Source organism: Aestuariibius sp. HNIBRBA575 (assembly GCF_040932005.1).
Classification (GTDB): domain Bacteria; phylum Pseudomonadota; class Alphaproteobacteria; order Rhodobacterales; family Rhodobacteraceae; genus CANLNM01.
This window is the reverse complement of record NZ_CP162414.1, coordinates 1,636,834-1,658,950: the sequence shown is the minus strand read 5'-3', so window position 1 is coordinate 1,658,950 and position 22,117 is coordinate 1,636,834. Positions and strand designations below refer to the sequence as shown.

Annotated in this window: 24 protein-coding genes; 16 read left to right on the top strand and 8 right to left on the bottom strand. The window is 54.2% G+C overall.

The features are described 5' to 3' along the window. Positions 1-54: 54 nt before the first annotated feature. Positions 55-1,215 carry an FAD-dependent monooxygenase gene (locus AB1F12_RS08400; protein WP_368188173.1) on the bottom strand — a complete coding sequence of 387 codons (1,161 nt, stop codon included), beginning with the start codon at positions 1,213-1,215 and terminating at the stop codon, positions 55-57. Continuing rightward, positions 1,215-1,637: an RNA polymerase-binding protein DksA gene (gene dksA / locus AB1F12_RS08395; protein WP_368188171.1), complete on the bottom strand. Its 423-nt coding sequence runs from the start codon at positions 1,635-1,637 to the stop codon at positions 1,215-1,217. Before dksA ends, AB1F12_RS08400 begins: the two co-directional genes overlap by 1 nt. A 201-nt stretch (positions 1,638-1,838) precedes the next feature. On the opposite strand from dksA, the gene AB1F12_RS08390 reads away from it, so the two are divergent. The 9 genes from AB1F12_RS08390 to AB1F12_RS08350 all read left to right on the top strand — a co-directional run bounded on the left by AB1F12_RS08390 (position 1,839) and on the right by AB1F12_RS08350 (position 9,156). Next, positions 1,839-2,678: an AAA family ATPase gene (locus tag AB1F12_RS08390; protein ID WP_368188169.1), complete on the top strand. Its 840-nt coding sequence runs from the start codon at positions 1,839-1,841 to the stop codon at positions 2,676-2,678. Positions 2,679-2,868: 190 nt separating this feature from the next. Further along, positions 2,869-3,300: a glyoxalase superfamily protein gene (locus AB1F12_RS08385; RefSeq protein WP_368188167.1), complete on the top strand. Its 432-nt coding sequence runs from the start codon at positions 2,869-2,871 to the stop codon at positions 3,298-3,300. Positions 3,301-3,390: 90 nt separating this feature from the next. Then, positions 3,391-4,728: an MATE family efflux transporter gene (locus AB1F12_RS08380; RefSeq protein WP_368188165.1), complete on the top strand. Its 1,338-nt coding sequence runs from the start codon at positions 3,391-3,393 to the stop codon at positions 4,726-4,728. Between the two features lie 268 nt (positions 4,729-4,996). Beyond that, positions 4,997-5,446 (top strand): N-acetyltransferase family protein, encoded by a 450-nt coding sequence (locus tag AB1F12_RS08375; RefSeq protein WP_368188315.1) that lies wholly within the window; start codon positions 4,997-4,999, stop codon positions 5,444-5,446. Next, entirely contained in the window at positions 5,443-6,816 is a 1,374-nt protein-coding gene (locus AB1F12_RS08370; protein WP_368188164.1) for a DUF2927 domain-containing protein, read from the top strand. Before AB1F12_RS08375 ends, AB1F12_RS08370 begins: the two co-directional genes overlap by 4 nt. Positions 6,817-6,820: 4 nt before the next feature. Further along, positions 6,821-6,991: a hypothetical protein gene (locus AB1F12_RS08365; RefSeq protein WP_368188162.1), complete on the top strand. Its 171-nt coding sequence runs from the start codon at positions 6,821-6,823 to the stop codon at positions 6,989-6,991. Further along, on the top strand, positions 6,991-8,178 hold the full coding sequence (locus tag AB1F12_RS08360; protein WP_368188160.1) for a VWA domain-containing protein: 1,188 nt from the start codon (positions 6,991-6,993) through the stop codon (positions 8,176-8,178). The genes AB1F12_RS08365 and AB1F12_RS08360 overlap by 1 nt, the downstream gene beginning before the upstream one ends. Next, positions 8,175-8,534: a hypothetical protein gene (locus AB1F12_RS08355; RefSeq protein ID WP_368188158.1), complete on the top strand. Its 360-nt coding sequence runs from the start codon at positions 8,175-8,177 to the stop codon at positions 8,532-8,534. The genes AB1F12_RS08360 and AB1F12_RS08355 overlap by 4 nt, the downstream gene beginning before the upstream one ends. Next, a complete protein-coding gene (locus AB1F12_RS08350) occupies positions 8,527-9,156 on the top strand; it encodes a DedA family protein (RefSeq protein ID WP_368188157.1) in 630 nt (209 codons plus the stop codon). Before AB1F12_RS08355 ends, AB1F12_RS08350 begins: the two co-directional genes overlap by 8 nt. Here AB1F12_RS08350 and AB1F12_RS08345 read toward each other — a convergent pair. Further along, a complete protein-coding gene (locus AB1F12_RS08345) occupies positions 9,068-9,487 on the bottom strand; it encodes a hypothetical protein (RefSeq protein ID WP_368188155.1) in 420 nt (139 codons plus the stop codon). The genes AB1F12_RS08350 and AB1F12_RS08345 overlap by 89 nt on opposite strands. Positions 9,488-9,610: 123 nt before the next feature. On the opposite strand from AB1F12_RS08345, the gene AB1F12_RS08340 reads away from it, so the two are divergent. Beyond that, on the top strand, positions 9,611-10,318 hold the full coding sequence (locus AB1F12_RS08340; protein ID WP_368188154.1) for a M48 family metallopeptidase: 708 nt from the start codon (positions 9,611-9,613) through the stop codon (positions 10,316-10,318). A 4-nt stretch (positions 10,319-10,322) separates the two neighbouring features. On the opposite strand, the gene AB1F12_RS08335 is transcribed toward AB1F12_RS08340, so the two are convergent. Beyond that, positions 10,323-10,706: a VOC family protein gene (locus AB1F12_RS08335; RefSeq protein WP_368188153.1), complete on the bottom strand. Its 384-nt coding sequence runs from the start codon at positions 10,704-10,706 to the stop codon at positions 10,323-10,325. A 241-nt stretch (positions 10,707-10,947) separates the two neighbouring features. Between AB1F12_RS08335 and soxR the strand changes: the two genes are divergently transcribed. The 4 genes from soxR (at position 10,948) to AB1F12_RS08315 (ending at position 14,913) form a co-directional block, all read left to right on the top strand. After that, positions 10,948-11,397, top strand: a complete 450-nt coding sequence (gene soxR, locus AB1F12_RS08330; protein WP_368188150.1) for a redox-sensitive transcriptional activator SoxR — start codon at positions 10,948-10,950, stop codon at positions 11,395-11,397. 3 nt (positions 11,398-11,400) lie between these two features. Continuing rightward, positions 11,401-12,213, top strand: coding sequence for an isocitrate lyase/phosphoenolpyruvate mutase family protein (locus AB1F12_RS08325; protein WP_368188148.1), 813 nt, complete (start codon positions 11,401-11,403; stop codon positions 12,211-12,213). 15 nt (positions 12,214-12,228) lie between these two features. Next, positions 12,229-13,149, top strand: coding sequence for a YgcG family protein (locus AB1F12_RS08320; RefSeq protein ID WP_368188147.1), 921 nt, complete (start codon positions 12,229-12,231; stop codon positions 13,147-13,149). 207 nt (positions 13,150-13,356) lie between these two features. Continuing rightward, the gene (locus AB1F12_RS08315) at positions 13,357-14,913 is read left to right on the top strand and encodes a trimethylamine methyltransferase family protein (RefSeq protein WP_368188145.1); all 1,557 of its coding nucleotides are present in this window, start codon (positions 13,357-13,359) and stop codon (positions 14,911-14,913) included. Positions 14,914-14,961: 48 nt separating this feature from the next. Here AB1F12_RS08315 and AB1F12_RS08310 read toward each other — a convergent pair whose 3' ends face one another. Then, complete coding sequence (locus tag AB1F12_RS08310; RefSeq protein WP_368188143.1) at positions 14,962-15,837, bottom strand: NAD(P)-dependent oxidoreductase; 876 nt, start codon at positions 15,835-15,837, stop codon at positions 14,962-14,964. A gap of 78 nt (positions 15,838-15,915) precedes the next feature. Here AB1F12_RS08310 and AB1F12_RS08305 point away from each other — a divergent pair, with 78 nt between their 5' ends. Both AB1F12_RS08305 and AB1F12_RS08300 read left to right on the top strand, forming a co-directional pair. Then, a complete protein-coding gene (locus AB1F12_RS08305) occupies positions 15,916-18,390 on the top strand; it encodes a penicillin acylase family protein (protein WP_368188142.1) in 2,475 nt (824 codons plus the stop codon). Between the two features lie 59 nt (positions 18,391-18,449). After that, positions 18,450-18,884: a hypothetical protein gene (locus AB1F12_RS08300; protein ID WP_368188140.1), complete on the top strand. Its 435-nt coding sequence runs from the start codon at positions 18,450-18,452 to the stop codon at positions 18,882-18,884. Between the two features lie 112 nt (positions 18,885-18,996). Here AB1F12_RS08300 and hflX read toward each other — a convergent pair whose 3' ends face one another. The 3 genes from hflX to AB1F12_RS08285 form a co-directional block, all read right to left on the bottom strand. Continuing rightward, positions 18,997-20,283: a GTPase HflX gene (gene hflX / locus AB1F12_RS08295; protein WP_368188138.1), complete on the bottom strand. Its 1,287-nt coding sequence runs from the start codon at positions 20,281-20,283 to the stop codon at positions 18,997-18,999. Between the two features lie 8 nt (positions 20,284-20,291). Then, positions 20,292-20,525 (bottom strand): RNA chaperone Hfq, encoded by a 234-nt coding sequence (hfq, locus tag AB1F12_RS08290; protein ID WP_368188135.1) that lies wholly within the window; start codon positions 20,523-20,525, stop codon positions 20,292-20,294. A 129-nt stretch (positions 20,526-20,654) separates the two neighbouring features. Continuing rightward, entirely contained in the window at positions 20,655-22,109 is a 1,455-nt protein-coding gene (locus tag AB1F12_RS08285) for a TrkH family potassium uptake protein (RefSeq protein WP_368188134.1), read from the bottom strand. Positions 22,110-22,117 lie beyond the last annotated feature (8 nt).

Here is a 22,117-nt window from a genome sequence, read left to right as displayed (position 1 = left end):
CATCCCGGTTCTGACCGGGTGTGATTGATCATCTTATTCAACAAAAATAGGGTGTTAAAGCGTCGTAACGTCGTGGTTATATAGCCAGCCAAGCCGATTAAGCCAGGCTTTGGGGGCGACGGCGCCGATCCCTTTGAGAACAGCAAACGAAGCCCTGCGCCGCGCCCCGGTCAGGTGGTAATTCACCGCGTTTTTGTTGGCGGCCTCAATCGCGCGTTCCACCCGCGCATGGCGCAATTGCTGATATTGCGGCAAGCTTTTGTCCAGCGGGCCACGGTTGCAACACGCCGCCAAAACAAAGGCATCTTCGATGGCGAGGTTCGCGCCCTGCGCCATAAACGGCAATGTGGGATGGGCCGCATCACCCAGAATAGCGGTGCGCGTGCCAAACCAGGTCGGCGCAACCGGATGACGGAACAGCCCCCATTCATGAACGGTTTCCACCCGGTTCAACAGGCCCAAAACCCGCGGGCTAAACCCGGCAAAGGCGTTGCGAAGTGTGGATGGATCAGCGGGATGGTTCCACCCATCCGCGGCCCATTCACGACGTTCCTGAACGGCGACAATATTTAAACGCCCGCCTCGCAGCGGATAGGTCACCACATGGCGCCTCGGTGCCATCCAAAGTCGGGCAATGGGGGGATGATCTGGGGCATCTATGATCGCACGCCACGCGACTTGGCCGGTGAAAAACGGATCATCGGCACCATTCAACAGGGATCGCATTTGCGAATGCAGCCCATCTGCGCCGACGGTTAGATCAGGGTTTTGTGTTTCACCGTTCACGTCAAACGCGCCGCTTTTTGACACGTTTTCAATGCGATAACCGGTTTTGATCGCCACACCTTCGCTGAAACAGGCCTCTGCCAGCAGATCAATCAGATCAGCGCGGTGGAAAAACCGATAAGGGGGACCGTCCAAATTGGACAGATCAAACCGCGTCACCATGCGCCCCGACAATGCATCCATCGGTTCCACAGCTCGCGCAGGAATCCCCATACGGTCTGACACTTCTGCCAGACCCAGCGCGTCCAAAACCCGCGCGCCGTTTGGGGTGATTTGCAATCCCGCCCCCACTTCTGTGATGGCGGGCGCTTGTTCATAGACGGTGACGTCAGCGCCAGTTCGGACAAAGGCAAGGGCGGCCGTCAGGCCACCAATACCGCCTCCGATAATTGCGATCTTGCGACCGCGATTGGCGCTTTGTGCCGCCATCAATCGTCCCGATGCACCTTTTCACGTCGTTCATGGCGTTCCTGAGCTTCCAGGCTCATGGTTGCAATCGGACGTGCATCCAGACGTTTGAGCGAAATCGGCTCGCCGGTCATTTCGCAATAGCCGTATTCGCCTTCGTCGATCCGGCGCAGGGCCGCATCGATTTTTGACACCAGTTTTCGTTGCCGATCACGTGTGCGCAATTCAAGCGCCCGATCGGTTTCTTCGCTGGCCCGGTCGGCAACGTCCGGAATATTGCGTGTCTGATCTTTCATACCCGTGATCGTATCACGGCTATCTACTGAAATTTCCGCTTTCCACGAAAGTAGCTTGCGGCGGAAATACTCCGTCTGACGATCGTTCATAAACGGTTCGTCTTCGGCAGGACGATAATCGTCCGGGAGGAAAACCTCAGCTTTCATGTCTGCTCCCTAAAATTACAGGTGCCAAAAGCTGGTGCAATACGGCGCCAATCCTTCGGCAGACCTCCTTGATGTGGGCGTAGTACGCCCCTTTGGGCGGGGTGTCACCCCCCGATTTGATCAATCTTTCTCACGTTGTACCTGAGGATCAGGATGATAATGTCCCAATCTAAACGAAATCTTACAAGCTACGGGCAAATCATGCAGTTTTCCGGCACTCAGAGTTACGTTGCGACAGATGATCTAAAAATCGCGGTGAATGCCGCTGTGACATTGGAACGTCCCCTATTGGTCAAAGGGGAGCCGGGCACAGGCAAAACCGAACTGGCCCGTCAGGTGGCACAGGCGCTGGAATTGCCGATGTATGAATGGAACATCAAATCCACCACCCGCGCCCAGCAAGGTCTATATGAATATGACGCCGTCAGCCGGTTGCGCGACAGCCAATTGGGCGAAGAGCGTGTGCATGACGTGGCCAATTACATCAAAAAAGGCAAGCTTTGGCAGGCTTTTGAGGCCGAGCAGAAAGTGGTTTTGTTGATTGATGAGATCGACAAAGCTGACATCGAATTCCCCAACGATCTGCTGCAAGAGTTGGATAAAATGGAATTCCACGTGTATGAGACCGGTGAAACGGTGCGCGCCAAAGTGCGGCCCATTGTGATCATCACATCCAATAATGAAAAAGAATTGCCCGATGCGTTTTTGCGGCGTTGTTTTTTCCATTACATTCAGTTTCCAAATGCTGACACGATGCGTCAAATCGTCGAAATGCATCATCCGGGGATTAAATCGGACCTGCTGACCACCGCATTAACCCAGTTTTACGAATTGCGCGAAACACCGGGGCTAAAGAAAAAACCATCCACATCCGAGGTGCTGGATTGGTTGAAATTGCTATTGGCAGAAGATTTAGATACTGCGGATTTAAAACGCGATGGGGCCAATGCATTGCCCAAATTACACGGCGCGTTGCTGAAAAATGAACAGGACGTGCATCTGTTTGAACGACTGGCCTTTATGGCGCGTGGCGGGCGTTAATCACGCGCGCCCTTGACATCTTTGCCTTTGACTGCCACATGACTGCCAACGGGATCGCGCCCCGGCCGCTTGCTGGCATGTCCAAGGTGAAGCGCGTGATGAATATCTGACCGACTTCAGTAATATGCAGTCTGTCGGCAATGCAAGCCCCGACCAAACCCGACTGCATCTGACCTGAAAGTGGACCCAGATGTCTAATTCTATTCCCTCTATTGAGGATCTAAAAACCCAAGCTGCGCGACTTCGATCGACGCGGATTGAAACCGGTTGTCCAACCACCCATTCCCAATCGCTTGAATTGATTGCGAAATCCTATGGATTGCGGGATTGGAACACATTGCGTGCCAAGGCCGCGCAAACGGATCATACCCCCGGATACAAACCCGGCCAACGCCTGCGTGGTCTGTATTTGGGCCATGCTTTTGAAGGGACGGTTTTATATGCCGATCCCCTGCCCGGTCACAAACATCGCCTGACGATCAAATTTGATACGGCGATTGATGTGGTGACATCGCAGCATTTTTCCTCGTTTCGCCGCCGGATCACCAAAGTTGTGTCCAAGCAAGGCCGTACGTTGGAAAAAACCTCTGATGGGCAACCGCACCTGATCCTAACCCTTTAATTTACTTTTCGCAGACCTATGTCGCGGGACCATTCCAATGATCCGTTGGAATGCCGTTCCGTGACGTCTGCGCCTGTTTTGGAACATAAAATGACAAATGCTTATCTGACGGCGCCATTGGGGCGCACATTTCTAAAAACCGCCGCGCCCATTGTGTTGATCATGCTGGTCAATGGGCTGTTTAACGTCGTGGACGCGTATTTTCTGGGACAATTTACTGGACCGGATGCAGTGGTTGCCGTGACCTTGGTGTTTCCTTTGTTCATGATGATCATCGCCTTATCAACCTTGGTGTCAGGCGGATTTTCATCGGTTTTTGCCCGTGCGCATGGGGCTGGTCAGGACACCGCTGACATTTTGACATCCGCGTGCAGGACGGCATTGGGCGTTTGTCTGGTGCTGATCGCTGGGTTCGTGATTTGGGGGCGTGGTCTGACTTATTGGATCGCAAACGAAGCCCAGATTTTAGCGGATATGGGGCATCTATATTTGTCTGTGCTGATTTGGGGGGCGCCGTTGGGCTTTGCGCTTGGACTTGGCATTGACACGTTGCGCGCAACGGGGCGGCTGCGGTTGATGACCTTTGTGACGCTCAGTTCGGCATTGTTGAACATTCTGTTTGATTGGGTGCTGATCGTCGGGCTGGATTGGGGGGTGTTTGGATCGGCGATGGGCACATTGCTGGCGCAGGCCTGTGCGTTTTGCCTGATCCTGTTCACCTGGTCGATGCCCGTACCGCGCCTGTTTTCGCGTTTAACCACATCCCATAGCCAGCAAATCATTGCATTGGGGCTGCCTCAAAGTCTCGGATATGTGGGGCTTAGCCTTGGATCGGCCGTGACATTATATGCGCTGCAAATCTGGCAAACAGCTGATTACGAAACCTATAGCGGAGCCTTTGGGTTGCTGACCCGATTGATGACCTTTGTGTTTTTACCTTTGCTGGGCCTGTCGATGGCGTTTCAAACCCTGATCAGCAACAATTACGGCGCTGGATTAACCTTGCGTGTTCAATCATGCCTGCGGATCGGCATCATCGCAGCCTTTGTCTATATGGGCACGATGCAAGTGCTGTTTTTGGCCTTTGCCCCCGTATTGGGCGCTGTTTTTGTATCGGATCAGGCCATGATCGACACATTAGCGCATATCATCTGGATCAATTCGTGGTCGATGGTTCTGTTTGGACCCTTGTTGATGATCGGGACCTATTACATGGCGATCGGGGATGCGGCGCGCGCTGGATTGTTGATGTTGTCACGCACGTATCTGTTTTCGATCCCCTTAACATTGGCCCTGCCATTTGTGTTTGGGGGCGATGGGATCTGGTTGGCTGGGGTGCTGGCCGAGCTTCTTGTCGCGATTGTGACAATTGTTGTCTTGATCCAAACAAAACCCATTGGTTGGGAACGGGCAAATATTCCCACTTGAAATCATGTGACTTCGACCACCCTGCTAAAATGGGCCACCCTCAATCAATATATTGGGGGTGGCCGCATTTAGGGCACAAATAGGCTGGGGCATTTGCGCCACGCCTTTTATCTAATCCCGCAACTTCAACAACTTAGACTGCACAAATCAGCGTTAATTCTGCTTAATACCTTTGTCGCGACTTTGCCTAAATCCGGGCAAAACGCGGCCTCACTCCTCTGGCAGGTTTGGAGTGAGCTATAAGGAGCAGACTTTGACCAAGGCAAAAATGCCGGTTGAAATTCGCCCATTAAGCGTCCTCGATAAGGCGCAGTGGCAGGATTTGTGGACGGCCTATTTGGGTTTCTACGGCACCAATGTGTCCGCAGAAATCTATGAAACGACTTTTGATCGCCTATTGGGCGATGACCCGCGGGATTTTTCCTGTCTGGTGGCAGTGGCGAATGACCAATTGGTTGGTCTGACGCATTACCTGTTTCATCGACATGCATGGAAAACCGAAGATGTCTGTTATTTGCAGGATCTATATGCAACGCCTGAAACGCGTGGCACCGGGGTTGGACGTGCATTGATCGAAGCGGTGTACGCCGCCGCAGATCAACACGGAACGTCGTCCGTCTATTGGTTAACACAGTCTGATAATACAAACGCCCGGCAGCTCTATGACCGGATTGGCGAACTTACGCCGTTCCTTAAATATCAGAGGGCTGCTACATGAGATCACTTGTTGCCAAACGCATCGCTGCGATTGCGTTATCGTTCCTAACATCCTGTGCCCCGGTCCCTCAGGATCCGCCCCCCGCACGGGCACTGGGATTAAACACCGCCCTTCCACCGATGCGCACCTTTGCGCCGCAACATGTGTCAGGCCCATCCCGCGCCAATTCAGAAATCATGGAAGATTTCCTTGATCTGACCTTCCGTATGGAAAGTGGCCGGTTGATCCCCCGCATGACCCGGTTTGAAGCCCCTGTTTCTGTGCGGGTTGTCGGTGAAATCCCACCTCATATGATTGACGATCTGCGCGCTTTGCTTCAGCGGCTGCGCAATGAGGCCGGCATTGATATTTTCCTGACCGGTGCAGATACGGCCAGCATCACTATTCAGGCGATCCCGTCTGAAACGTTGCAACGGGCTGTGCCACGTGCCGCATGTTTTGTGGTGCCCCGCATTTCCAGCTGGGACGAATTCCTGACCGCACGCCGCACCCCGCAGGTAGACTGGGCCACCCTGTCACGTCGGGATCGCGCTGCGATTTTTGTACCATCTGATGTCGCCCCCCAAGAAATCCGTGACTGTATGCACGAAGAATTGGCACAGGCGCTTGGACCGCTAAATGATCTGTATCGTTTGCCGGATTCTGTGTTCAATGATGACAACATTCACGCCGTTCTAACCCCGTTTGATATGACCATTTTGCGGGCCTATTATGCGCCGGAATTGCAAAATGGCATGACCCAAGGCGAAGTTGCCGCGCGTTTGCCAGCCTTGTTGGCCCGCCTGAACCCCGCAGGTCAAAGCCGGTCCGGCATTCCGTTGAATGACACCACCCGCGACTGGATCGAAAGCATGGAAACCGCGCTGTCCAGTGGTCCATCGCAAATGGCCCGTCGCACAGCCGCGGAACGCGCTGTGATGTTGGCCAATAATTTCAACTGGGACGGCACGCGCCGAGGGTTTGCCCATTACGCCCATGGTCGCCTGCAGGTCGGCACCGCGCCAAACCGCGCCTATGCGTCATTCCAAGCCGCTGATGCCGCCTATGCCAGCAGCGACAACACCCGCATTCACCGTGCCCATGTGGCCGTGCAATTGGCCGCCTTTGCCCTATCCGAAGGCGACGCCGCAGAGGTGCTTCGGCTTGTTGGCTATGCCATTCCACAGGCAGCCCAGCACGAAAACGCGGCCCTTTTGGCGACCTTGATGATGTTTCAGGCCGAAGCACTTGAAATTGAGGGTCGTTTTTCAGAAGCCCAAGCCGTGCGTCTGGACAGTTTGGGCTGGGCGCGATACGGGTTTGGCGACGAACGTAATGTACGGGCCCGCCAGCGTGAAATCGCAGCTCTGAGGCCCTGGCTAAGAGGATAAACCTATGATTTTCCCCCTGGGCGGCCTGATAATCGGAGCAATCTTGGGGGCATTTCAGGCCCGGCGCAAAGGCGGCAAAACCGCTGATATGGTGCAATGGGCCTTGGTCGGCGCAATCATTTTAGGGATCATTGGAATGTTTGCATTGGTCCTGATTGACCGGTCCTATCGCTGATGTTTTTCCCGTTCTTCGAATCCCTTCGAAGTGGCGGCGTGCCGGTTTCTTTGCGCGAATATCTGACCTTTTTGACCGGCATGCGGGCCGGTCTGGTCACCTATGACATCGAAGCGTTCTACTATCTGGCCCGCACATCAATGGTCAAAGATGAACGCAATCTCGATAAATTCGACCGCGCTTTTTCCCATTCCTTTCAGGGGCTTGAACAGATCAGCGCCGCGGATGTGATGAATGCTGTCGATCTGCCAGAAGACTGGCTGCGTAAAATGGCCGAAAAACATATGACCCCCGAAGAACGCGCCGAAATCGAAGCGTTGGGCGGGTTTGACAAGCTGATGGAAACGCTCAAACAGCGGCTTGAGGAACAAAAAGGCCGCCATCAAGGGGGCAATAAATGGGTGGGCACAGCGGGCACGTCGCCCTTTGGTGCCTATGGCTATAACCCCGAAGGTGTGCGTATCGGCCAAGCCGAAAGCCGCCATCAACGTGCCGTGAAAGTCTGGGACAAACGCGAATTTCGCAATCTGGATGACAGTGTTGAACTGGGCACGCGCAACATCAAAGTTGCCTTGAAACGCCTGCGCAATTGGGCCCGTGACGGGGCCCATGACGAACTGGATCTGGACGGCACCATTCAGGCCACGGCCGAACATGGCTATCTGGACGTGAAAACCCGCCCCGAACGGCGCAATGCAGTCAAAGTGATCCTGTTTCTGGATGTGGGCGGGTCCATGGACCCCCATATCAAAGTGGTCGAAGAGCTGTTTTCTGCCGCCCGTGCAGAATTCAAACATCTGGAATATTATTATTTCCACAACTGCCTTTACGAAGGCGTGTGGCGCGACAATGCCCGCCGCTGGGACGCGCAGACCTCCACTTGGGATGTGCTGAACACCTATGGGCCGGATTACAAATGCATCTTTGTTGGGGACGCGTCCATGTCCCCCTACGAAGTGGCCCATCCCGGCGGCGCAAATGAACATTGGAACGAAGAGGCCGGCCAAACGTGGCTGGAACGGGCGCGGGATCAATGGCCCCAGCACATGTGGATCAACCCCCTGCCCGAAAGGTATTGGCGCTATACCCAATCGATCCAGATGATCCAGTCAATCTTTGGCCCCGATCGCATGGTGCCGATGACATTGGACGGGATTGAACGCGGCATGAAGGAATTGGGCAAATGATCCGCGCGCTCAAACGATTATGGGCGCAGAACAAATTGCTGGTCATTGCCTTTCTGATATCCGCCTCTGTGATGGTATTTTTCGGGGCGCAAACCACGGCGCGCTGGATTTACTGGAATGATCCGGCGCATCAAAATCAAACCATCGAAGGCTGGATGACTTTGGGGTATGTGGCCAATTCCTGGCAGGTGCCGCGCCCTGTGATCCTGGAAGGGATGCATGTGCAACGGGCGGATTTTAACGGACATCCGCAATCTTTGGCCGATCTGGCCCATGCGCGCGGTGTGGAATTGGATGTGTTGATTGCCCAAATCACCGACGTGATTGAAACCCACAGATCGCGCGTTCATGACTGATACTCTGTTTAGCCTTGTGTCCAGTTATGGCATCTGGCTGGTTTTTACGTCAGCGTTTTTATCCTGCCTGTTTCTACCGGTGCCCACATCATTGATCATGCTATCAGCTGGTGCGTTTGTGGCGACGGGGGATTTGATTGGGTGGCAGGTTTTCACCGCAGCGCTGAGCGCGGCCATTTTGGGCGACCAGGCCGGGTTTCAATTGGGACGTGCGGGCGGAAATTTTCTGGAAAACCTCACCAAAAACAGCCCCAAACGGCAAAAAACGCTGATGCGAGCGCAGAAATTCGTCGATCGCAACGGCGCTTGGGGGGTGTTTTTTTCAACTTGGTTATTTGCGCCGCTTGGCCCATGGGTCAATGCCATTGCGGGGATGACCGGCCTGTCTTGGGTTCGGTTTAGCATCGCAGATATTCTGGGCGAAACGATCTGGGTGTCGGTCTATATCGGTCTTGGCTATAGCTTTGCGACGCGGCTGTCTGACATCGCCACGTTGCTTAGCAATTCCATCGGGTTTCTCACAACGGGCGCGATTACGCTGGGTTTGGGGTTTTTATTGCTGAAACAATTGCGCCGCGCACAGGCCGGCGATGATCAGAACACCGATCCTGACAGTCCCTAAGCGCAGGTTCGTTTAAAAACGGACCCAGCGGCACCAGCCCGGCCACCACTGTAAACAGCGTCAATTGCAGTTTCATCGCCCCCAACAGGCCCGCCAACACCGCAAGAATTGCATAAACGCTATATAATGCCGCCAGCGCCAATGTCATTTGCAACAATGGAATGGGCCAGCCCAACCCGGCGCGCAATGGCAACGCGACGGTCAAAACAGCAATCACAGCCGCCCCGAGCCAAAGCCCAACAAAGCGAAGTCCCTTAAGAACACTGGGTGAAACATCGGCCAAAACTCTGTTTTTCGGCCCGCTGTTGCACATAAATTCGGATGTCATCATCGACCCTCTTCGATCAAACATCCTCCCTATGTGGGGTTCTACATGCTGCATTGCAGAATTCAAGGGCACGATATTCCATCAGCACCTCTTGTTGTGCATAGCCGTCATGGCCATATTGCAAACATGCTCAGATTTGCCCCGATTTTCATCGCCCTGATCTATGGATATGCCGCGTTTCGGTTTTCAATGTGGCGCACGGCCCGTGAATTGGATTCGAAATCATCGGATCTGAATGACCCTGTGTTAAACGTGCATCTTGCGGATTTGGCGCGGGCCTTGGATATCCCTAAAATAAGGGTGCAAATCTATGAAATCGACCTGATCAACGGCTTGGCGGCCAGCGATGGACGGATTTTCATCACCCGCGGCTTTTACAAAAAATTTCAGGATGGCGCGATCACCGGGGCCGAGTTGGCGTCCGTTATTGCGCATGAATTGGGCCATGTGGCCTTGGGTCATTCGCGACGTCGCATGATCGGTTTTGCCGGGCAAAACGCAATCCGCGCGGCGATAATGCTGATGGTGCCGCCGGTGTTGCGCATGGTTGTTCCGCATTTGGTCAGCGCGGCCATGTCGATTTTGGGGGCAAAGCTGTCACGGAATGATGAATTTGAGGCAGACGCCTATGCAAGCGCCCTGTTGATCAAAGCCAATATCGGAACGGCGCCGCAGATTGATCTGTTTCACAAACTTGGGGCGTTGACGGGCCAAAAACCTACGGATGACAACGCCAAATCCAGCCTGCCAGCTTGGTTGATGACCCACCCCGCCACCAAAGATCGGATCAAGGCGATCCGGTCAAACGAAGCAAAGTGGGTCCAATCGAAATAATCACCTAGTCATAACAGACCACTTCGATTTCCACGCCATTCTCCTCTGTAAAATAGAACCGACGCCCCGGCTCATAATCCTGATGGCTGCCGGGGACATAGCCTTTGGCTTTGACCTTGACCTCAACCGCATCCAGATCGGGCACAACAATTCCAACATGGTTTAAGCCTCCTGGGGTGATGTAGGTGTCGATGGGCTGACCTTTTTTGCTGTGATCTGGCCCTGAATAGACCGCCAGATAATGGGTGTCTGTGCCAACATGGATGGTATATCCGCCATTGATGGCTTCGCCTTCCCAACGGATTTTCCACCCAAATACATCACACAACATCTGTGCTGTGACTTTGGGATCTTTGACGGTGACGTTGACGTGTTCGATAAAAGCCATGACCGGCCTCCTTTTTGATAAACATTTGTAAACGCGCCAGAATTCCGATGCTTTTGGGCACATCGATCAACAGGTTTCCGTGTTCTTGGCGCACAAACCCATCCCGCAGCAAAACGGCATGCAACGGGGTGTTAATGGTATGTGCTTTGTGAATTTGCATCCTGTTTCCTCTGGTAATCTGCGTTTGATTCCTTTTTAATTTCTCAAGTGCACTTTAGATCAAGAACAAATTGGAACGATCATGGCCAAAGACGGATTAACCATCGGCGATTTGAGCAAACGCACCGGTTTGGCTGTGTCAGCGATCCGGTTTTATGAAACCCATGGCATTGTCGAACCGGTTCGAAATGCTGGCGGGCATCGCCGATATGGACGCCATGATATCAGGCGGTTATCCTTTGCGATGGCGGCGCAGAAACTGGGCTTGCCTTTGTCGGAAATTGCCCATCATATGTCAGATCTGCCATCCCACCGCGCACCCAGCCGGTCTGAATGGGGTGAAATTTCTCTGGGGATTCGTGATCGGATTGATGCACAAATTGCGCAACTGAACCTGTTAAAGGACAAATTGGATGGCTGTATTGGCTGTGGATGTTTGTCGCTGGATACCTGTGCGCTTTATAATCCTGATGACGGGGCTGCACGTGCCGGTCCGGGGCCACAATTTTTAAAACTTTCAAATGGATCATAATAAATGTCAGATTTAGGATCAAAATTTCGCGCACTTCACCAGCCGGGGAACCCGTTCATTTTGGCCAATGCATGGGATATCGGTTCGGCAAAAATGCTGGCAGGATTGGGCGCGCAAGCCTTGGGGACGTCATCGGCGGCCCATGCCTTTACGTTGGGGCGACCCGATATGGGCAATGTCACCCGGGATGAGGCATTAACCCATGCCCAAGATATGATCGCGGCGGTTCAGATCCCCATCCAAGGGGATTTTGAGAACGGATTTGGCGATGATCCTGAAACTTGTGCCGAAACGGTGCGTCTGTCAGCTGAAATTGGGCTGGCTGGCATCTGTATCGAAGACACAATGCTGCCATCCGACACCCCCTATGATATTGATCTGGCCGTGGAACGCATCCGTGCGGCTGCCGCCGCTGCGCGCGCCCTGCCCCATGATTTTGTCCTGACCGCACGGGCGGATGGGCTGATGCTCAACACTTATGACATTGATGAAGCGATCCAGCGCCTGCAAGCGTTTGAACAGGCCGGTGCGGATTGTCTTTATGCGCCCGTGCCCAAGTCGATGGCCGATCTGGCCCGGATTTGTCGCGAAACCACAAAACCCGTAAATGCGCTTATTGCGGGATATACGGACCAGGATTTGGATCAATTCGCAAAAATCGGGGTTGCGCGGGTGTCGCTGGGATCAGCATTGGCGCGGGCCACACATCGGGTGATAACCGATTCAATGACCGATATGATTGAAAATGGCGGGTTTACCGGACTTGGCAGAACCATTTCTGGCGATAAAGTGGATGCATTCATGACCAATAAATAGATCGGAGACATTGATATGCGCCTGTTATCCATTTTGTCATCGCTGATGGTTTGGGCCGTTTTATGCGGATCCCCATCGATCAGCATGAGCCAAACTTTCCCGGATCACGACACCAACACGCTGAATGATTTCGCTGATTTATTAACAGCCGACCAAGAGGCGCAGATCATCACCGATCTGGACGAAATCCGCACGCGCACGGGGGTGGAATTCACAATTGTCACGCTGAATGCTTCGGAGCCATATGTGGGCGACCTGAGCATAGATGATTATTCCGAGGCGCTGTTTAACCATTGGGGCGTTGGCGATGCGGCAGAAAACAACGGCCTTATGTTGTTGATATTTCGCGATGACCGCGCGCTATGGTATGAAATGGGTGCGGGATATGATGCCGGTTGGAAACCGGTTTTGTGGGACATTATCGACAATCACATTCTGCCCGAATTTCGCAACGGTGATTTCAATGCCGGTATTGTGGCTGCGGTTTCGGCCACAAATGAATTGGTGATCACCCCTAACCACGGCGGCGCGCCTGCCCCCGTTGCACCCGAAAATACAGAAACATCCAATCGTGATGGTGACCAATCTGGTGGCTATTTCCTCTATTATTTGGGGGCATTTTTTGCTGCAATTGCCGGGCTGATTGCTTGGCTGTCGGGTGCCAACCGTCGAAAATACAATAAAATGACCTGCCCCGAATGTAAAAAACAGGGCATGGATTACCAGAAAAACACATTATCTGCGGCCACAAAAACCAGCAAAGGCGAGGCCGAAGAAGTGATTTCATGTCGTCATTGCGACCATGTTCTGCGCTCTATTGTGGTTTTGCCGATCCTCACAACCGCTAGCTCTAGCAGCGGGTCTTCGACTTCTGGTGGTGGATTTGGCGGCGGCACTGGTGGCGGCGGTGGTGGCGGTGCTGGGGGCAATTGGTAACGTCAAAAAACGACACATCGTCGGTTTTGAGACAGAATCTCAGATTTTCCGGTTCAAACTGATCCAAGGAGGAGCTGCGATGATGTGTTGCTGTGATTGGCAAATAAATATCGTCTTGCGGACCACCGGCGCACGCCGGGGGCGCGCGGCCCGAGGACGCCCTGTGATGTGAAGTTCACCCTTCACTTTCTTTGAACAGGACAAAACATGACCGATATTTCTGCGACCCAACCAAGCCGCCCATCCCGTTCTGGTGGCCGAGCCGCCCGACGTGCAGCCCGTGCCGCCCCCCTGACGGATGACATGCGCGCAATCCGCCCCGGTATGAATGGCGGCCGCTATAAACCGTTAAGTGACGTGGATGTGTTGAAAATCCACGACGCCGCGCTGCAATTGCTAGAAGAGGTCGGATTGGCTGATGCCCCCCAATCCGGGATCGATATTTTGACCAAAGCCGGGGCCGAACTGGGCGCGGATGGGCGGCTTCGGTTTCCGCGCGCCTTGGTCGAAGACATGTTGGCGATCGCCGCCAAACAAGTGACCCTGCATGGTCGCGATCCGGCCCATGATCTGGACCTGTCCGGCAATCGGGTTCATTTTGGCACCGCGGGCGCTGCGGTGCATATGGTTGATGTGCATGGGCGTGAATACCGTGACAGCACGGTTCAGGATCTGTTTGATGCCACCCGAATTTCAGACCAGTTGGACAATATCCACTTTGTCCAGCGCCCCATGGTGTGCCGTGATATCACCAACAATCTGGAACTGGATTTAAACACAATTTATGCCTGTTGCGCGGGCACTTACAAACATGTTGGCACGTCCTTTGTTGAACCCGGATTTGTGCCGGATTGCATTGAAATGCTGCATATGATCGCCGGTGGAGAAGCCAAATGGCGCGCGCGTCCGTTTGTAAGTAACAGCAATTGTTTTGTGGTGCCGCCGATGAAATTCGCCACCGAAGCCTGCGAAGTCATGGAGGCCTGTATCAAAGCGGGCATGCCGGTTTTGTTGCTGTCCGCGGGCATGGCCGGGGCAACGGCGCCGTCCACCATTGCAGGTGCGATCACCCAAGCGGTGGCCGAATGTCTGGCCGGAATCGTCTATGTCAACGCGATTGTGCCCGGCCATCCCGCCATCGTGGGCACATGGCCCTTTGGGCTGGACTTACGCTCCGGGGCGATGTCGGTTGGATCAGGCGAACAGGCGCTGCTGACCGCGGGCTGCGCGCAGATGCATCATTTTTACGGCTTGCCCGGCGGGGCCGCAGCGGGGGCATCAGATGCGAAAATGCCCAATATGCAGGCCGGCTGGGAACAGATGTGTTCCAATGTGATGGCCGGATTATCGGGGCTGAACATGGTCTATGAGGCCGCAGGCATGCATGCGTCGCTGTTAGGGTTTTGCCATGAAAGCCTGATCATGGGCGATGATTTGATCGGTCAGGCGCTGCGCTGTGTGCGCGGCATCGAGGTGGATGATGAAACATTGGCTGTAGATCAGATCAAAGATGTCTGCCTGAATGGTCCGGGGCATTATCTGGGCACGGCGCAGACATTGGCGCGGATGCAATCGGATTACGTCTATCCGCGGCTCGGCGATCGCACCAGCCCCAAGGAATGGGCGGAAACGGGGAAACCGGGCTTGATCGATGCGGCCATCGCCCACAAAGAAGCGATTTTGGCACAGCCATCACGCGCCCAGTTTGACAGCGCGTTGGATCAGGCGTTGCGGGCACGGTTTAACATCCACTTGCCCATCTAAGCGTCATTCCGGGTCCGTATATTACGCGGACCCGGATTTTATCGCCGTTTAGCTGTCCAGTTTGCGCAGACGTTTGAACAATGATGACGTATCCCAACGTCCACCGCCCATTTTCTGCACATCTTTGTAGAACTGATCAATCAAGGCAGTGGCCGGCAAAGACGCGCCGTTTTCATCCGCTGCATCCAGACAAATGCCCAGATCCTTGCGCATCCAATCCACGGCAAATCCGTGCTCAAAATGATCATCCAGCATGGTTTCATACCGATTTGCCATCTGCCAGCTGCCTGCCGCGCCTTGGCTGATCACTTCGACGACGGCGCGCCCATCCAACCCGGATTTTTCCGCCATATGCAGGGCCTCTGACAGACCTTGGACCAAACCTGCAATGGCAATTTGGTTGCACATTTTGGTCAATTGCCCCGCACCAGACGGCCCGATCAATTTACAAATCCGCGCATAGGCCTCAATCACGGGGGCGACCTTGTCAAAGGCAGCTTGATCGCCACCACACATCACCGACAAAACCCCGTTTTCGGCCCCCGCCTGACCACCAGAAATCGGCGCATCCACAAAGGCGATGCCGCTGGCGGCGCCCGTTTCAAACAACTCGGCGGTCACCTTGGCTGACACCGTTGTGTGATCGACAAAAATGCTGCCCGCAGCCATCGCGCCAAATGCGCCGTCATCCCCAATACACACGCCACGCAGATCATCGTCATTGCCCACACAGGCAAACACAATATCTGCGCCTTTTGCTGCCGCTGCCGGGGTTTTACCCAAGGTTCCACCATGTTTTTCAACCCAAGCTTCGGCCTTGGACAATGTGCGGTTATAGACGCACACATCGTGACCTGCGGCCTTCAGATGCCCCGCCATGGGGAAACCCATAACCCCTAAGCCTAAAAATGCCACTTTTGCCATATGCTTGCCCTTTCGCGTGATCGCAATCCTTAGTACCGATAGGTACCGCATCTGTTATGCACGTCAACCGAGGTTCCTATGGCGCTGATTTTTCGCTGGCTACTCAGACTGACCACGGGTCTGATTGTTCTAACCGTCGCCACCTTTGCGTTGGGTTATTATTTCGCGTCACGATCCCTGCCTGATTACAACGGCACCTACACGGTTACAGGGATTTCTGCGCCGGTGGAAATCGTGCGTGACAATGCCAATGTGCCACATATTTTTGGCCAGACGGATGACGATGTGTTCTATGCGCTTGGCTATGCGCATGCGCAGGATCGCATGTGGCAGATGACCATGCTGCGTCGTACGGCCCAAGGCCGCCTGTCAGAATTGTTTGGGGAACAAACCCTGCGCATTGACACGCTATTGCGCCGTTTGGATTTGTATAATCTGTCGGTGCAATCCGTATCCGCGCAGGATGCCCAAACCAGCGCCGCGTTAGAGGCCTATTCCGCAGGTGTAAATGCGTGGTTGACCGAGGTGAACCAAGGCGCGCGTGGACGTGGTGCGCCGGAAATGTGGATGTTTAACCATGCGGTTGCGCCCTGGTCGCCCGCGGATTCTATCGCCATTGTAAAACTCATGGCGTTGCAACTGTCCAACCATCTGGAAATCGAAGTGTTGCGCGCGCGTAGTTCATTGATTTTAAACAATGATCGGTTGTCCGACATCCTACCAGAAGCCCCCGGTTCCGGGATCGCTGCCCTGCCCCGTTATGCGGATTTGATGCCTGATCTGGGCGCGGATTTGCCGCAATTTGCCGGGGCCACACATCAGCCGTTCCATCCTTTGTCACCGGTAAAACCGTTTGAATTGGCCGGGGCGTCGAATGCATGGGTTGCCAATGAAACCCGTTCCGCCAGCGGGTCCACATTGATGGCCAATGACCCCCATCTGGGGCTGACCGCGCCGACATTGTGGTATCTCGCCCGGTTAGAACTACAAGAGGGCGGCGTGATCGGTGGCACCATCCCCGGCGTGCCTGTCGTTATGGTGGGCCGTAGCGCCGATTTGGGATGGGGGTTAACGTCGTCTTATTTGGATGATCAGGACATCTTTGTAGAAGAGGTCAACCCCTCGGATGCCACCCAATATCGCAGCCCCGAAGGCTGGTCCGATTTCATCACCCGCGAAAGCATCATTCAGGTCGATGGTCAGTTTCCGGTCACCATTCAATTGCAATGGACCACAAACGGCCCGGTTTTGCCTGCGGATCAGTTTGATCTGGGCACCATTCGCCCGCCCGGACATGTCACAGTGCTGGGCTGGACCGCGCTATCGGGACAGGACACATCTGTCAGTGCCGCAATGAACCTGATGCGCGCCCATAATGTGGATCAGGCGATCACAGCCGCGCAGGGCTATATCGCGCCGTCACAAAATCTGACATTGGCGGATCGCAACGGGATCGCCATGAAACTGATCGGCGCGGTGCCGCGTCGCGATCCGGGTCATTTAACCCAAGGCCGCCTGCCCGCCTTTGGCTATATTCCGCAAAACCGCTGGCAAGGCGTGATGCCCTATGCCAGCAACCCGGAATTTATCGATCCCATTGGCGGCATCATTGGCACCACCAACAACAAAATCATCGATCGCCCCTTTCCCGACCATCTAAGCCATTATTGGTCCGACACCCAGCGCATCCATCGCTGGCAACGCTTGATGCAAGGACGAGAAGTGCATACCCGCGACAGTTTCATCGAAACGCAGCTGGACACGGTCAGCTTTACCGCGCGGTCATTGCTGCCATTGGTCGGCGCTGATCTGTGGTTCACCGGCGAATCCGCCCCAGAAGGCACGCCCGAACATCGCCGTCAGATCGCTCTGTCCATATTGGCGGAATGGAACGGTGAAATGAACGAACATCTGCCCGAGCCGCTGATTTACATGGCATGGATGCGGGCCTTGCAGGATCGGTTGATCAAAGACGAACTGGGACCGCTGAGCCGTGAATATACCCATGTCCAGCCATTGTTTATCGAACGGGTGTTTCGCAATGTTGGCGGCGCGGGCGTGTGGTGTGACGTGATCCAATCGGCCCCCGTCGAAACCTGCACTGATATGGCGCGGATCGCATTGGATGATGCGCTGATCTGGATCGACGAAACCTATGCCGGATCATTAGAAAGCCTGCGCTGGGGGGATGCCCATGAGGCGACCCACGATCATCCCGTTCTGGGCGACGTGCCGGTGTTGCGGTGGTTTGTGAACATCCGCCAATCCACATCTGGCGGCGACAACACCATCAATCGCGGCCGCACCAGCGGGTCCGGCCCCAATCCGTTTCTAAACGTGCATGCGGGCGCCTATCGCGGGGTCTATGATTTCGCCGATCCAGACAGTTCGGTGTTTATCACATCCACAGGTCAATCGGGCCATCCGCTAAGCCGGTATTACGACGATCTGGGATCGCTTTGGCGACGCGGGGAATACATCCCAATGTCGCTTGATCCAGCATTGGCGCGCGCAGGCGCAGTTGGGGTGATCACCCTGCAACCGGCGCAGTAATTTCCGTTAGAAGTTGAGAGGTTTGATTCGTTGGAATATTCAAAACTGAAAGTTCAGCCATGATCAAAAAATTCGAAAGTAGCATCGCGGTTCTCGCAACGTTCGCAATTACTTTGCCAATGCCGGTCCTGTCACGCCAGATGGAATGCAGCTACGACTTTGTTACACATGCCACGACATTAAAACTCGATGACCTGAATGAGCCCAGAGGTAGTATTTTTTATAGTTACAATCATTCGATTAGTCCCACGGGCGGAGAGGAAATGTATCTTTTCACCGAAGATAATCCTGACGAACTTCAAGGTGCAGGCCAAATGAAGTTCATCATGGAAAACTTATATTTCGATCCAACTGCTACCATAAGTGCAATAGAGTATATTGATTTTGAAGTTCCAACTCTCAAACAATTTCAGGCTCCTGCTGCATACTTTGAGCAGTCAGCGGATAGGATTAACGCACCATTAGCTGTTTGGTCCTGCTATAGAACAGATTAGGTTGGATTTGGATCCTTTTCTCTTTCGCTGCGATCCGCGCGAAAGGTCGTTTTGCCAAAGTTGAAGGTTTGGGGGCTTTGAGGGCGCTTGGGTCAAACCACCAGAAGTCGCCCTACAGACGGTTAAATTTGTCTTTCTGGCGTTGGCTCCAGAACAGTTTTAGCTGATAGCCATCTTCTGTGGTGTCTTCGCTCTCGACCACGGCTTCTTCGAACAGCCATGCGCGTTTGCGGCCATCTGCATAGGGCAGCAGCAAATTTTCGTGGGTTTTGGGATCCACCAATGCGCCCGAAACCGCATCCAGCATCACATCCAATCCGTCGCCATTCAGCGCCGAGACAGAAAAGATGTCATCGTTGCGGTCCGCCAGAACATCCATCGCTTCGCGGCGGTCATCGTCCAGCAGGTCAACTTTGTTCCAGATTTCCAACCGTTTGGTTTTTTCTGGCAGGCCGATTTCGGTCAGGATGGTTTCCACATCGCGGGCCTGATTGGCGGTTTCTTCGTGGCTGATATCACGTACATGCAGCACCAGATCGGCGTCGAGCACTTCTTCTAATGTGGCGCGGAAGGACGCGACCAATTGCGTGGGCAAATCCGAAATGAACCCCACCGTGTCGGACATGATCACTTCTTGGCCAGACGGCAGGATCACCCGGCGCATGGTCGGATCCAGCGTGGCAAACAACATGTCCTTGGCCATGACGTCCGCACCGGTTAACCGGTTGAATAACGTTGATTTTCCGGCGTTTGTGTACCCCACTAAAGCGACGATTGGAAACGGCACTTTGGCCCGCGCAGCGCGGTGCAATGTGCGGGTTTTCACAACCTTTTCCAACTGACGCCGCAGACGGCCCAATTGGTCGTCAATCGCACGGCGGTCAGCCTCGATCTGGGTTTCACCGGGACCACCAACAAAGCCAAGCCCGCCCCGTTGCCGTTCAAGGTGGGTCCAGGCGCGGACCAGACGGGTGCGTTGATAGGTCAGCGCGGCCATTTCGACCTGCAACACGCCCTCTCGGGTGCGGGCACGATCGCTAAAGATTTCCAGAATCAATCCGGTGCGGTCCAGAACTTTGACGCCCCATTCCTTTTCCAGATTGCGCTGTTGAACCGGGGTTACGGCCCCATCCACCAGCACCAATTCGATTTCTAGATCATGGAATTTCTGTTTCAGCTCGGCGATTTTTCCCGACCCAAACAACATGCCCGGATGCATGGTTTTCAGCGGCACGGCATCGCCGCCCTGCACGACCATTTCCGGCATCGCCGCCGCCAAAGCGATGGCTTCTGCCAAAGCAGGCTCCGCCTTGCGGCGGTTTGCGTCTGATTTCAATTCGGGATGCAATACCCATGCCCGTGTCGGTTCCGACCGGGTGTCTATAGAATCGTCACCCATATTGGGATTTATTCCTCGCCTTCATACAGGCTGATTGGCTGGGACGGCATAATGGTTGAAATAGCACTTTTGTAAACGAGCTGAGACTGACCGTCCCGGCGCAACAAAACACAAAAGCTGTCAAACCAGGTGATGACACCCTGCAATTTAACACCATTGACCAAGAAAATAGTCACTGGAACTTTGGTTTTGCGAACATGATTAAGGAATGCGTCCTGCAGGTTCTGTTTATCGTTGGCCATCGACCAATACCCTTTTTTTATTTTACGCCCAAAAACGGGCCCTTCCCGCGAATTTCAAGAAGTATGTCTTGGATGGGAACGGGATACCAGCCCAAAAACGGGCACTGGGCTGTAACGTCTCAATGCGCGTCACCGTCGCCACACTTCTGGGTTTAGCAATGCGATAATGGCAAGGGTTTCCAATCGGCCCAGCACCATGGCCCCCGCCAGCACCATTTTGGCCAAATCGGGGATGCCGGATAGGGTAATGGGTGTTTCAGCGGCGACGTTGATCAACGGACCATTGGTCGATAATGCCGCCGCGGCCAGCACAATCGCGGATTCAAATCGCAGCCCCGTCAGCGACAACAAAACCATAATGGCCGCGATCGACAAGGCAAACAGCATGAAGAAAACCCATGCAATGGTTGCGCCCTGTTTGCGGATTTGGCGCGCATCCCGGCCCGCGCCGCCAATGGAATGGGGGTGGATCAGTTTCTGAACCTCGCGCAATCCGTGTTTATAAAGCGCATAAACCCGCAGCAATTTCACCCCGCCGGATGATGTGGCAATGCCCCCTCCGATCAGCGACAGCCCAATCAGCACCATACCCGGTGCCTTTAACCCGGACCAATCGGTGGCAATGTCCCAGGACTGGCTTTCAAATCCGTTGGTTGTCACAAACGACATCACCGTAAACAGCGATCCCCACAATGCCGACAGCGCCGACACAAATGTGTCCGCATCCCCGCTGTTGGTGGCAGAAAACCAGTGACGCAGGAATAGCAGGCTTGGCACGGTGACCAACAAAACCAACGCAAACCGTATTTCTGGATCCCGGATCAACCGGCCGCGATCTTCGCCTAATAATCCCCGGCTATAGGTCAGGCGTGACAGGGCAAAAATCAAAAACCCAAAAATCAGCACTTCGCCGATAAATCCAGATTGTGCATTTCCCAAACCCCCAATCGGGGAAATACCCGATGTGGCCATGACAGACATCGCATGACAGGCCGCCACAAAAGAGGAATCACCCGCGATGGTCAGCCCCACCCACAAAGCGATAGTCAGCCCAATATAGGTCGGGGCAAGTTTAAGCGCATACCGCGCCAAACGTTCTGACGGATCCGTAATACGTGAGATTTGCGAAAACCAGCTGCCCTGCCCCAAGGCGGATGCGCCTTTGACTTCGAACCCGCCCAGTGACAATGGCGCAAATATCGCCACGGCTGTGATCCAGACCAGCAATCCGCCTAACCAGCCCACAATGGCCCGCCAAAAATGCAATGTTTGGCTCAGTTGTGTTGAACTTTCAAACAGAGTGGCACCGGTTGTGGTAAAGCTGGAAATCATTTCAAACCAAGCGTTTAGGAACCCAACGCGCGGCAATGTCGCATAAAATGGAAAGGCAAAGATCAGCGGCAAAATCGTAAAGGCCGACAACAACCCAATCAAATGGCTGCGAATAATCGAAGACGGTTTATAGGACCGCGTCGCGAGTGAAATCAGCAAGGTGACAATCGCAAAGAACACGAAACTTTGGGAAAATGCGCGCGCGGCGACAAAATCCCGCAGCCCCACAGCCAGCATAGCTGGTCCCAGCATGGCAAAAG